The 11751-nt window shown below is 56.3% G+C and carries 10 protein-coding genes and 6 pseudogenes; 8 read left to right on the top strand and 8 right to left on the bottom strand.

All coding sequences use genetic code 11. The annotated features are described in order from the left end of the window. The first annotated feature begins 653 nt into the window (after positions 1 to 653). Complete coding sequence (locus tag CSV86_RS26445) at positions 654 to 950, top strand: hypothetical protein (RefSeq protein WP_170395176.1); 297 nt, start codon at positions 654 to 656, stop codon at positions 948 to 950. A 132-nt stretch (positions 951 to 1082) separates the two neighbouring features. Here the strand turns inward: CSV86_RS26445 and CSV86_RS26440 are convergent. The 3 genes and pseudogenes from CSV86_RS26440 to CSV86_RS26435 form a co-directional block, all read right to left on the bottom strand. Then, positions 1083 to 2356 (bottom strand): annotated as a pseudogene (locus CSV86_RS26440) (ISL3 family transposase). A 12-nt stretch (positions 2357 to 2368) separates the two neighbouring features. Then, entirely contained in the window at positions 2369 to 2599 is a 231-nt protein-coding gene (locus CSV86_RS32190; protein WP_311985846.1) for a permease, read from the bottom strand. A gap of 63 nt (positions 2600 to 2662) precedes the next feature. After that, positions 2663 to 3368 (bottom strand): annotated as a pseudogene (locus CSV86_RS26435) (permease). A gap of 141 nt (positions 3369 to 3509) precedes the next feature. On the opposite strand from CSV86_RS26435, the gene CSV86_RS26430 reads away from it, so the two are divergent. The 4 genes and pseudogenes from CSV86_RS26430 (at position 3510) to CSV86_RS26415 (ending at position 6324) form a co-directional block, all read left to right on the top strand. Further along, positions 3510 to 3824, top strand: coding sequence for an ArsR/SmtB family transcription factor (locus CSV86_RS26430; RefSeq protein WP_000349485.1), 315 nt, complete (start codon positions 3510 to 3512; stop codon positions 3822 to 3824). Positions 3825 to 4585: 761 nt separating this feature from the next. Then, positions 4586 to 5065 carry a hypothetical protein gene (locus tag CSV86_RS26425; protein ID WP_100228088.1) on the top strand — a complete coding sequence of 160 codons (480 nt, stop codon included), beginning with the start codon at positions 4586 to 4588 and terminating at the stop codon, positions 5063 to 5065. A 160-nt stretch (positions 5066 to 5225) separates the two neighbouring features. Continuing rightward, positions 5226 to 5915 carry a DUF421 domain-containing protein gene (locus CSV86_RS26420; protein WP_009396056.1) on the top strand — a complete coding sequence of 230 codons (690 nt, stop codon included), beginning with the start codon at positions 5226 to 5228 and terminating at the stop codon, positions 5913 to 5915. Between the two features lie 89 nt (positions 5916 to 6004). Further along, positions 6005 to 6324 (top strand): annotated as a pseudogene (locus tag CSV86_RS26415) (helix-turn-helix domain-containing protein). On the opposite strand, the gene CSV86_RS26410 reads toward CSV86_RS26415, so the two are convergent. Continuing rightward, entirely contained in the window at positions 6321 to 6668 is a 348-nt protein-coding gene (locus CSV86_RS26410) for a type II toxin-antitoxin system RelE/ParE family toxin (RefSeq protein WP_009396054.1), read from the bottom strand. The pseudogene CSV86_RS26415 and the gene CSV86_RS26410 sit on opposite strands and share 4 nt — an antisense overlap. 192 nt (positions 6669 to 6860) lie before the next feature. Between CSV86_RS26410 and CSV86_RS26405 the strand changes: the two are divergent. Continuing rightward, positions 6861 to 7919 (top strand): annotated as a pseudogene (locus CSV86_RS26405) (DNA topoisomerase IB). Between the two features lie 19 nt (positions 7920 to 7938). Here the strand turns inward: CSV86_RS26405 and CSV86_RS26400 are convergent. Then, entirely contained in the window at positions 7939 to 8253 is a 315-nt protein-coding gene (locus tag CSV86_RS26400; protein ID WP_009396051.1) for a DUF3077 domain-containing protein, read from the bottom strand. A 550-nt stretch (positions 8254 to 8803) separates the two neighbouring features. On the opposite strand from CSV86_RS26400, the pseudogene CSV86_RS26395 reads away from it, so the two are divergent. Next, a pseudogene (locus tag CSV86_RS26395) lies at positions 8804 to 9001 on the top strand (DUF4172 domain-containing protein); the annotation flags it as partial. Positions 9002 to 9123: 122 nt separating this feature from the next. Further along, positions 9124 to 9576, top strand: a complete 453-nt coding sequence (locus tag CSV86_RS26390) for a DUF2846 domain-containing protein (protein WP_009396046.1) — start codon at positions 9124 to 9126, stop codon at positions 9574 to 9576. A gap of 102 nt (positions 9577 to 9678) precedes the next feature. Here CSV86_RS26390 and CSV86_RS26385 read toward each other — a convergent pair whose 3' ends face one another. The 3 genes and pseudogenes from CSV86_RS26385 to CSV86_RS26375 all read right to left on the bottom strand — a co-directional run. Continuing rightward, positions 9679 to 10083: a type II toxin-antitoxin system HicB family antitoxin gene (locus CSV86_RS26385; protein ID WP_009396044.1), complete on the bottom strand. Its 405-nt coding sequence runs from the start codon at positions 10081 to 10083 to the stop codon at positions 9679 to 9681. Between the two features lie 13 nt (positions 10084 to 10096). Beyond that, entirely contained in the window at positions 10097 to 10231 is a 135-nt protein-coding gene (locus tag CSV86_RS26380) for a type II toxin-antitoxin system HicA family toxin (RefSeq protein WP_311985866.1), read from the bottom strand. A gap of 419 nt (positions 10232 to 10650) precedes the next feature. Beyond that, positions 10651 to 11665, bottom strand: a pseudogene (locus CSV86_RS26375) (alginate export family protein); the annotation flags it as partial. Between the last annotated feature and the right edge of the window lie 86 nt (positions 11666 to 11751).

The following is an 11751-nucleotide window of genomic DNA, read 5'->3' as shown; positions in this document are numbered from 1 at the left end:
TACCTTTACTTAAGACGCTGCGTGATTTCCTTGCTAAGCAAGACCCCGCTGCGGACTTGCTGACAGTAAGAGGCTTTGGTCGTCGCCGGACGGCAAAAATTGTAGATGTTCTCAATGGCTTTGCTGACGACTTTCTATCCTAATCATGACAATAAAAGTTACGGAAAACGATTTTGCAAACCTGGTAGCCGTTCGGCCACTAATCGGCGCCATCCAGACAGGTTCGCTCTTTGATGATACTCATGATGACTCTGACATCTCCCCTATAGACCAGTTTATTGAAAACACCTTGCGGCTTAATCGGATGTGGGTGACACGCCCGGCGCATGAGGTGATAGAAACCGAACTCGGAATTTTATTGGTACTAGGATATGTCTCCGCAGTTGAGAGCTTTATGCGAGCACTTCTGCGCCGAGTGGTTTTTATCGACCCTTACTGCCAAAGAGCTTGTGAGAAAGCCGTCCTATCTTACGGCGCAGCAAAACATCAAAGCTAGAGATGCTTCCCGAAGCGCTTCTGGAAGAATCTGTATTTTCCGGAAAAAAAGGAATAATAGATGGTCTTAAAAGTTTCTAACTTTTGATTTAAAAGACAAAGCCTTAATTGAACTCTTGAACAGCTACAACTCAGTCTGTGAGATACGCCACTGCTGCGTGCATCGTTTTGGAAAACTGGGCACAAAAAACGCCATCGAGCTTGGGCTTTCCAATCACAAACAATTTATTGAAAAGCCTCTAAAAATAAAGGCAAGTGACGCTGCCAGTATTGCCGATTTATTAATCACATTGGTCAAATCACTGAACAATGAAATATTTCGCTTCATATTAGAGCGCAGTGCTACTGGCGCCGAACTTGATACCGGTCGGGGCAAAGGTATAGGATGGACCTGGAATAAGGCAAAAGACCGAAAAACCTACAACCTCTACTATAAATTTTTGCCTCTCAGCTAGATGCTACGCCCACTGTCGAAGCAGGCGAATTATACGACCGATTCCGCAGTATATTTTCCAAGGTTAAGAATAGAGGGTATACGGATTTAATGGTTGATGGGGCACCTTTACCCCACCAACCTGATACCATTATCAGATGGTTGATAGATCGACTCCGTAGTTGAGTTCCTCTGCGAAGTCCGGCAGTCCGTAACCGATGGTTTTCTTGTAGAAAGGAGAGACCTTCGCAGTCGGTGCCTTCTTCTTGTGCTTCGTGGTGTAGAGCATTCGTGCCCGCATCACCTCGAAGGAGTAACCGCGCCCTTCACGGTTCTTGTCCTTGGCCAGTCGGTTGATGGACTCCGTGTAAGCGTTGGTGACGGGCATGTCCGTCTCGAAGTAGGTCATGGTCTCTTCGCGCCAGTTTCCCACTGCCCTGACCAGATCGCTCCAGACTTCCTTTTGGCCCTTCGGGATGGTGGCTATCCACTCGTCCAGGGCGGCTTCTGCCTGGAGCCGTGTGGTGGCGTCCCAGATGCCGTAGAAGCGCTCCTTGTGCTCGTAGGCGGCCAGCAGTTGCGGGAACGCGCCTGTCCAGGTCTCCATGATGAGGCGCTCCGGTCTGAGACTTCGTGAGCGCGTTTCAGCAGGATTTTCCGGTCTCCCTTGAGAGTCCGGCTCTGGGACGGTTTCAGCTCCTTTCTGAGGCCCTTGCGCACTCTCTCTAGGGCATCGTTGGCCATGCGCACCACATGGAACTTATCGACCACGATACGGGCCTGGGCAGCACAGCCTGACCGCTGCCCGGTAGGGGTTCCACATGTCCATGCTGACGATCTCGACCTTCTGCCGGTCTTTCAGCTTCATCAGGTAGTTGGTCACCACGTCCTGGCGGCGGGTGGCCAGCAGGTCGAGCAGGGTTCGCTCCTCAATGTTGGTCAGAATGCAGCGGTAGCGCTTGTTCAGGTATAGCTCGTCAATGCCCAGGATGCGGGGCGTCTCGAAGCGGTGCCAGCGCCCCAGGAACTCGGCGCGGGCGTTGAAGATGTCGCGCACCGTCTTCTCGTCCAGGCCGGTCTGTGCCGCCACAAAGGTGTAGGGTGGTTGAAGGATTCCTTCTCCACGTACTCATGCAGCCGCAGTGTCATACGGAATCCGTCCACCATCTCCGGTAGCTGGGGCCTGAATGTTGTCTTGCAGGCCCGGCAGGTGTATCGGCGGCGGACCACCCAGAGAGTGACCCGCTTGCCGTGGATGGGCAGATCACGATAGGGAACGTCACGCTTGCCGAACCGCACGAACTCACCCTGCACGCCGCACCCCTCGCAGGCTACTGGTGTAGGTGCTTCAAGCCGAAAATGTATGTCTTCATTCTGCTCATCAGAATCCACCAACTGGTACCCAGGAAGGCTTAACGAATTAATCATCTCCCGCCTTGATCAGAAAAACAGGTAGGTGGCGTAACCGGCAATCATCGCCATAGCAAAAATGACTGCTAAAAACGCCGCTAAAAGCTTCAGCGTGAACAAAGAGCGCAACAGAATGAGCTCAGTCAGGCTGGCTCCGGCACTGCCGATGATCAACGCTAGCACCGTCCCGGCACCCACGCCTTTGGCCATCAGAGCCGCTGCCAGAGGTATGACGGCTTCAGCGCGAATATACAACGGCACGCCGATGACAGCGGCAACTGGAATGGCAAAGGGATTATCTGGGCCTGCATACTGCTCAATAAGTCAGTGGGCATGAAACCATAGATCACGCTGCCAATCGCAATACCGATGAGCAGGTAAGGCAACACATCGATAAAGTCCGACCAAGCTTCCCGCCACACACACTGTACTTCCCTTCTTTCTTAACCGTGACAGTGGGTTGACTGTCACAGCATTCGCTAGACGTAGAGACTGTTGTCTTCCTATCAGCCCGCAAGAAGCCGTCTTCGGAGTGGTGTCGCAGCTGTTGGTGCCGCAACTCGATGCGGTCGATGTAGCACTGCACGGGCTTGCTGATGAACTACATCCACTGCTCTCTTGTGTCGCCGTCCGGCGCACATAACGCTCGAAGCCAAGCGTGTGAAGCAGCCATCCGGCACCTACCGCGACCACCAAAGCGGCGAGCACATAGATAGCAGTAAGTGTCCATCCAAACGTGGCAACCAGCAGGCCGACGACGATAGGATTCAGCAACGGAGATGAGAAAAGAAACACCATCATCGGCCCAAACCGGCCCGTGCCGAATCAACCCTTTCAACATGGGGATAGTCGAGCAACTACAGAAGGGCGTTATAGCTCCTAAACCAGCAGCAAGAAAATAGCCTCGCTTCCCACTGGAAGTCAGTAACGCTTCCACCTTGGATGGTGGGATGTGACGTTGAAGAACTCCGACCAGCAAGCTAATGCCAATGAATAAAACCGATAGCTCGATAGCGAGAAAGGCGAACATGCCTAGAGCGTCTTGGAGTTGAGATGACATTCAATATTACTCCTATATTTCTAGTATTGTCGAAATGATGTACGCAGCCTACTTGCGTTTATCCGACCTGTCAACTATAATTCTAGAAACATCGAATTATTGGGGCGTGCTATGGATCACGAAAAGGTTGCAGCCAGCTTAGCTGAGCTAGGGAATAGTCACCGACTGTCCGTGTTCCGCTTTCTGGTCAAAGCTGGCCATGATGGGGCTTCGGTCGGAGATATCCAGAAGGGGCTGGGTATTCCTGCTTCGACGCTATCACATCACCTTGCGCGCATGGCCAAGGTAGGGCTGATCCGGCAGGAGAAACATAGCCGCACGATTGTCTGTATACCCGAGTATGGGCACCTAGAGAATTTGATCGGTTTCTTACAAGAGGAATGTTGTGCAGGTGTCCGGATTGCGCATGAACCAGAACCGCTTTGACGCTTGCCCAGCTCTCGCTGTCCTCCCTAGTCAGCATCGCTATGAAGACTCAGGCGAAGGTGGAAACAGAAAATTGGCAGTAGAGTAGGCTGAAGAGGATCAATCAGATAATCCGCTGAGAAAGATTTTCTTCTTTACATCTTTGGCATTTTATCAACCAGAAATTCCGGATACCCAGAATAGATAGCTTCAGCCTTGACCATGCGGAAGGTTCTACTGATTAAAGGATACGGGTAGGGATAGTCGAAAAAACATACGATAATTAAGAGGTTTTTAATCAACTAGTTACGTAATTTTTTCGACTCCTGGTGCCGCACCATACAGAACGAAGCCCTTGCAGCAATGCAGGGGCTTTGTTGTTTCTGGGGTTTGGAAACTTCCTGGAAGCGACCACATCGCTGCGATAAGGCCAACACAGCCTCATCTTCATCGACAGATCAAACATCCTGCCCTCGCGCCTGCCCGTTACAATTTCACATCAGCGCGACGTTGACGGGCTCTTACACCTACCTATAATGCACCCCAACACACCCGCCAAGCCTAGGTTGACCCAGTCAGCAAGCTCAAATCGTGCGGTTTTTTTTGCTTGGAGAAAACTACATGAGGCCCTTCGACAAGCCGGCCCTCAGCGTAGAACAGCAATTGGAACTGCTAAAGCAACGAGGCCTGCACGTCGCCAATGATGATCGGGCTAGGCGCTTTGCTGCATGCATTGCCGACACCGGTGAGCCTCGGTCCAGCCCCTCAAGCCAGCAGTGCCGATGATGGAAAGCGCCCCTAAAGAGGACAGATTTCATCACGTCGTGGTCGCTGCGACAAAGAATTCTCTTGAGCAATTTCCAGAAGATGCAGCCTCCCAGTTCGCCTATGCGTTTTGGTATGAAAACGATGCCATGTGCGAGTCCGTCGAAAAAAGGCTGAACACGCCCGGTCTGCCCCCAGTCCGGAAACGCCGGCTTATGTATCTGGTTGACCGACTACGCCGCTTCCCCTGCCTGACACCTGAACAAGCTTCCAGAATGAAGGACTTCGTTTCCCGCTGGAGCAACCTCTCACAAGACGTCAGCCGCAAGGTTTCCAAAAGAGCCGCCACCACCAACCCTTATGACAAGCTCGCGGCTACCTGGGGACTGGAAGAGAATGTAAGTCATGTCATGAACATGGTTCTTGAGCTTCAAACCCGGCACTTTGTCGATGAGCATAATTTACCGAGCGGGTACTCGAAGCTGGAAAAGCATTAGTCCTACTTGCCTGGGCAAGCCTGCCCAGCAACAAGGTGTCTGCACCTATCTGAATAGCCAGTGTCTGCCCCTCGACAGCCCATCCCTTAGGCTCTTCCACTTGAACTAATCGACCACGCCCAGGGCTAACTCAGTATCGACAGTCTCTCAGCCCAGAAAAATGACCGCTTTCGACTGGCCCCGCATGCTCCTCGACGATCACCCCCTGGCTTTCCTCGGCGAAGTCATGGTCCGCACCCTGCTGGCCTACACAGTGGTGTTCATCTTCCTCAAGGTCGCCGGCCGCCGTGGCGTGAAGCAGCTTTCCTTATTCGAACTGGTGGTGATCCTGACCCTGGGCTCTGCAGCCGGCGACGTGACCTTCTATCACGACGTGCCGATCCTGCCGGTGCTGATGGTGTTCGTCGCCATGGGCATCGCCTACCGACTCACTACCCGCCTGTTGAGTCGCTATCACCGCCTGCAACGCTGGCTGGAGGGAGAGCCTTTCATCCTGATCCGGGATGGACGCTTCGAACTGGAGACGTTGAACAAGGGCAATATCGCCCACGACGAATTCCTCATGGAACTGCGCCAGGGCGGCGTGGAACACCTGGGCCAGGTGCGCCTGGGCATCGTCGAGATCAACGGCGGCGTCAGCCTGTATTTCTATGACAAGGACGAAACCCGCCCCGGCTTGCCTGTTCTGCCGCCGAGCTTGAAGGCCGTGCATCGCCAGCCCAAGCACGACGGCTTGCATGCCTGCTTCCATTGCGGGGAATTGGCAACGCTGCAAGCAGGCCAGAACCTCCCATGCCCTCGCTGCTCAGACCAGTGCTGGGTGCAGGCGTTGAGCAACGCTAGAGCCTGAAGAAGCCCAAACGTCAGAGCGCTTTGACAACCTGCTCCTTGGCGGATAACCTTTTATCTTAAATTTTAGATAATTCAGGTGGCCGCCCAATGGCACTTCAATTCCACGAAAGCCCTTTCCACGTCACTCACGACGAAAAAACGGCCAGCAAAATGGCCTTGAAGATGGACCTGTCGATCTTCATCACAGACTGCATCAAAAAAATGGGCCTCAAGCAGAGTGAGGCCGCAACCAGGCTAAACGTAACCCAGTCTCGTGTATCCGAACTGGCCAATGGCAAGATCGAGAAATTCACGCTGGACGCCATGATGGACATGCTCGACAAGCTCGGATTCCGAACCAGCTTCAACGGCCCTGATGACGCGGGTCCTCCCCTCGAATCATCATCGCCCAAGCCCAGAACAGCTAAACCTTGAAGCCCATGTTTCTGAGCTCCTGCTTGAGCTCCTTCATCCGATACTCAGCAACCTGCATTGCATGACGATCGGACCGGTTCGTGGTCTTCACGAACGAATGCAGCACAACCACCATTTCAGCGTACTTCGCAACGTACACGCACCTGTGTGCGGGGCTGCCATTGATGATTAGCTCAATTACCCCTGCGCCTAATGAGGCCAAGGACTTGATCGGCAGCTCGGGGTCCTGCCCATACTGAATGCGCCGCAGATCCTTGCCGAACTCGTCCTGTATGTCTTCGGGGAGGTCCTTGTACTCACGCTCGGCAGCAGCGCTTACAAAAGCAAACTTTCTCAAAGTGACGCCTCGGGGCAGTTGCTGGGGTGCGGCTCCATTATTGAAAACCTGCCGAACAGCCTAGGTCAGGCCATGTCTGCCATACCCGCCAAATCGTCACGAGATGTCACCTGGCTCAACGACAGAAAATCCCGGAACTTAATCCCCCTCCAACCGGGCTAACTGAATACCGACACCGCGATTGTCCCGGACCTGCAAGCGAGCCCCCAAAGTGAGCGAATCCCCCTCCTCCCCGCCGGCCTTCACTACGTCGATGACACCACCCCGGCCTTACCCGCCGAATGCTCCGTGGCAAGTTCGCCTGCTTCACCCCTGCCGGCGAGCGCGTGCGTGCGGCTGAGGAGATCGCCCGGATCAACGCGCTGGCCATCCCGCCGGCCTACACCAACGTCTGGATCTGCCCCGACCCCGACGGCCATCTGCAGGCGACCGGCCGCGACGCCCGGGGTCGCAAGCAGTATCGCTACCACCCGCGCTGGCGCGAGATCCGCGATGCCGACAAGTACGGCAGCCTGCTGGCCTTCGGCAAGGCCTTGCCCAAGCTGCGCGCTACCCTGCAACGCCACCTGGCCCGCCCAGAGCACAGCCGCGAGAAGGTGATGGCGACCGTGATCCATCTGCTCGACGAAACCCTGATCCGCATCGGCAACGCCCGCTACGCCGAGCAGAATCGTTCCTACGGCCTGACCACCCTGCGTAACCGCCATGTCGAGGTGAGCGGCAGTACCATTCGTTTCCATTTCCGTGGCAAGAGCGGCATCGAGCATGAGGTGAGCGTCAACGACCGACGCCTGGCGCGCATCATCAAGAGCTGCCTGGAGCTTCCCGGCCAGCAGCTGTTCCAGTACCTGGACGACAACGGCGAGCGCCATAGCGTGACGTCGAGCGATATCAATCGTTATTTGCAGGAGTTGACCGGTGCCGAGTTCACCGCCAAGCATTATCGCACCTGGGCCGGCAGCGCCCTGGCCCTGACCCTGTTGCGCGAGCTGGAGTGGCAGCCGAAAGTGCTGCGAAGAAGCACGTGGTGGCAATCATCAAGGAAGTGGCGGCGGAACTGCGCAACACCCCGGCCGTGTGCCGCAAGTGCTATATCCACCCGGCGGTGATCGAGGCCTTCCACGCAGGCGAACTGGCGAACCTGCGCATGCCGCGCCCCGCAAGGGCCTGCGTGCCGAAGAAAGCCTGCTGATGCGCTTCCTGGAAAAGCTGACCGCCAGGGAAGCTTCAGAAAAGCCCACCGAGGGGTGAGCCTTCCCGTATCGCGCGGCTAGGCGCTAACCCTCAGCCGCCCCATTTCGATCCCGTCGATCACCGCATCCACCAGGCCCTTGGCCATTTCCGCCGAGTACAGCGACGAGAAGAGCAGCCCGTTCTTGGGCACGTCTTCGGCGAATTCGGTGAGTTGCTGGAGGGTGTCGTAGATCCCTTTCATCAACAGGGATGCATGGACCAGGGCATCTTCCGTGTCGATTTCCGCACGGACGGTGAACATCGGGGTATGACCGGCCTTGCAGTGCCCGAAGGCGACCATGGCGGTTTTGCCGAAGATGGCGTGGGGTGGGTCTGGAACGATCTTGTTCATGGTGAAGCTCCTTTTTTGTCAATTAAGCAGCCACCGCCTGCGACCAAACAGGGTTGGTGACGACTGTACGCAGGTTGGTCGACTGGGACAAAAAGGCAAAACCCAGCAGGCACGAATGCCTCCCGCGCACAGCCGCCATAGCACGAACCTACAAGCGCAGAACGCCCGTACCCGTGAATGAACAGCTTTTGCATTTTTGTCAGCCGGGCGACCAAACCCGATCGCCAAACCGCAGCGACCGCGAGAGCCTACATTTCATACCGGGATCAGGCAAGGGCAGCCAACGCATACCCTGTGGGAGCGGGTTTACCCGCGATTGCTATGGTGAACTCACTACCGCAATCGCGGGTGAACCCGCTCCCACAGGGTATGCGTCGTGCCTTGGAGCTGTTGTTCGCGTGACAGCGCAGCCTGAAAGGCTGGGCGTCCCACATTGCTCGCATCGGCACTTGCCACCCTCTGTGAGCCGAATAGACAGTTTATTCGGCTCACCAAGTGAGCCGATTAGCCCTCCTATTCGGCTCAGAGGCAGAGATGGCCCCTACCTGGGATCAACCGCCTGCTGGACGGCGGCCCGAAGGGCTTCGAGGACGGGATCAGCGCAGCGCAGTATCAGGCCGTGGCCAAGGTCAGCAAGGCGACCGCTACGCGCCATCTCGCCGATCTGCTGGAGAAGGGAGTACTGGAGAAGCTGGCGGGCGGCGGGCGAAGCACGCGCTATCAGATCACCAGCCACACCAGAAATTGACGCCGCTCACACACCCTCGAAAAACCCGAAATAGAGAAAGAATATCCAATCGATGGCATGGCACAATGCCACCTCGCTATTCATCGTTCCTGCTTTTCATCCCTCGCAAAAAAGGATTTTCAATGCGTAACAGCATCAAGCTGCTGAGCACCGCCCTGGGCTTCGCCATCCTCACCGGTTGCGCCTCGGTCCCAATGGGTTCTTCCGAAGCAGACGCTCAACTCAAGACCTTCACTGCCCCACCTGCAGATCAGTCCGGCCTGTACATCTACCGTGACAGCTTCGTCGGCCAGGCACTGAAGAAGTCGGTGAGCATCGACGGTCAGATCATCGGCGAAACTGCCAAGGGCGTGTACTTCCACCGCTTCCTGGCGCCAGGCAAGCACGTGATCGGTACCGAGTCCGAGTTCAGCGACAACACCCTGACCCTGGTCACCGAGCCAGGCAAGAACTACTACCTGCGCCAATACATCAAGATGGGCGCCTTCGTTGGCGGCGCTAACCTGGAGCAGATCTCCGAAGAACAAGCTCAGCGCGACCTGAAGGGTTGCTGCAAGTTGGCCGCTTCGAAGTAAGTTCTTTGCGTCAGGCGTGCGGAAGGAGCCATTCGTTTCTTCCGTAGTGCTTATCCTCCCGGCGTAATCGCCCCGCGCAGCACTCCCATACCTGGCAACAAATCAGCTACCGGAAAGTACCCTTAAAGCAGCAGAGGCTAGAAAACCCGAGCGGCTTCTCTGCTCAGGGTGGTTTCTCACATAGTCGTCGATACGATTCAGCAGGTGCTCAGGCAGGGTGGCATTAAAGCGGATGGATTTTCCAAGGTAGGGGGTGATATCGAAGTCCACCACCGCCCATACACCGCCTACGTAGTCAGGATCCGCCAACCAGGTGTCGATGGTGCTGCCTTGAGGCAGAGGATCACCATCGGCAACCAGTGCTTCGAAATGTAGGGACAGTGCCTCTTGAACGTTGTCCATCGCTTCTTCGACGGTTTCACCGCCGCTAAAGCAGCCGGGAACATCGGGAATGGTTACGCCGTAGTCGGAATCAGGGTCTCTGTGGATGACGATGGGAAATTTCATGGGGTTCTCCTGGTTACTTGAGGCGGGCGCTCCTGAGAATGCTGCTCAGGGTGCCGACGGGGAGCTGGATCTTGGGATGCGGGACCGCCACCCGCCCCGGCTTCACCGGATGCTTGAAGTGATGATGGCTACCTCTGATGCCTACCAACGCCCATCCATCAGCCTCCAGTAATGCATGACTTCCCTGCTACGCATGGCCTTCAGTGCCTCTCTCAAGTGTGTACCGTACACACCAAATTTCAGAAGGCAAGAAATTTAATACACACCATGCACATCATTCGATCAGCCCTAGGCAAAAGTCTTGTGCATCATTTCCTTCTATCAGTCATCAAGACGGCTCAATTGGAGGTGAGATATTTCCTGACTTTTATGGCCTACGAATCCGTCTCTGGACCGCCTTGAGCCGAAGACGAAAACGCGAGCTGACTCAAACCCTGTGGGAGCGGGTCACCCGCGATTGCGGTAGTGAGTCCACCATAGCAATCGCGGGTAAACCCCACACACAGGGGTTTACCGCCATTCACCGAATAGGTGATCAGCAGGCCCACCAGTTACGTGGTACTGGACTCAGAACCCAAAAACCAATAACACCTGCCCATACACATTCCCCCCGCCGTCCCAACTGGCTCCCACCTGCCTCCGCGCTCCGCGACGGCTTGTAGTACCCCACCAACGGCAACACGCTCCAGTGCTCATCAACCGCCCATTCGGCGTACACATCCAGCTCCCGCGCATCGCGGTTACCGAGGCTGCGATCAATCGTGTCGAAGTCATAGAACAGCGCCCCGACGTTGACGCTGTCACTCACCGCCGCCTTCACCCCGACATGCTGCACTCGGGTATTGCTGCTGAACGGCCCGGCATAGTTGGAGGCCACCTCGCCCTGGAACCAGGTCCCCAACGCCCGGCCATTACCGTAGAACAACGGGTCATAGCCCTCCGAGAACCGGCTGTAGCGATAGTTGACCACCGGCTTGCCCGGCAACTGCGAGAAGGTCCAGCCCGTCTCCAGGTACCACGCACTTTCCTGCCCGCCAGACTTGCGCTCCCAGGCATGTTCACCCGCCAGGAACAGATCGCTGACCCCGGCATTGCCCTGCCCCCGAACGCTGTAGAGCTTCATGCCCTTGCGCTCGGGATAGAGAATGTCGGCCAGCTCCTGATCGGTATCACTGACCTTGATCGCCGTCACGCCCAGCGTACCCGCCTCGGCCAGATGCTCCAGCGTCGCCACGGACAATTCAGGACTCGCCTGCGCCGGGTTGTCGGACTTGAGCCACATCAGGTCACCACGCCAGCCCTCTTCCCACCCCAGCGCACAATGGCCGTCTGGTCGAAGGCCTTGCGCCCGGTGAGGTAGTAGGCGCCGCCGCGATTGACCTCGCCATCGAGCAACCCCTTGCCGATATTCAGCGCGTCGCCAGAGATCAGGAAGCCATCCCCGACCACCACGTTCTGCCGGCCCCCGGAAACTCCAACGACTCGCCGCGCCACCCGAGGTAGGCGTTCTCGATCTTGGTGGTGCGCTCGTCACCGACCGTCCAGCCGCCGCATCGCCGTCGCCGAAGCTGGCACTGCTGACGTCCAGTCGAGCCCAACCGAAAGACCTCGCCCGCGGCGATCCCACGTCGCTTGAACCTCAAGCCCGTATTGCAGCGTGGCCTCCTG

The sequence above is a fragment of the Pseudomonas bharatica CSV86 genome (genome assembly GCF_000319305.2).
Taxonomy (GTDB): domain Bacteria; phylum Pseudomonadota; class Gammaproteobacteria; order Pseudomonadales; family Pseudomonadaceae; genus Aquipseudomonas; species Aquipseudomonas bharatica.
Note: the sequence above shows the minus strand (reverse complement) of the source record. Positions and strands in the feature narration are given on the sequence as shown.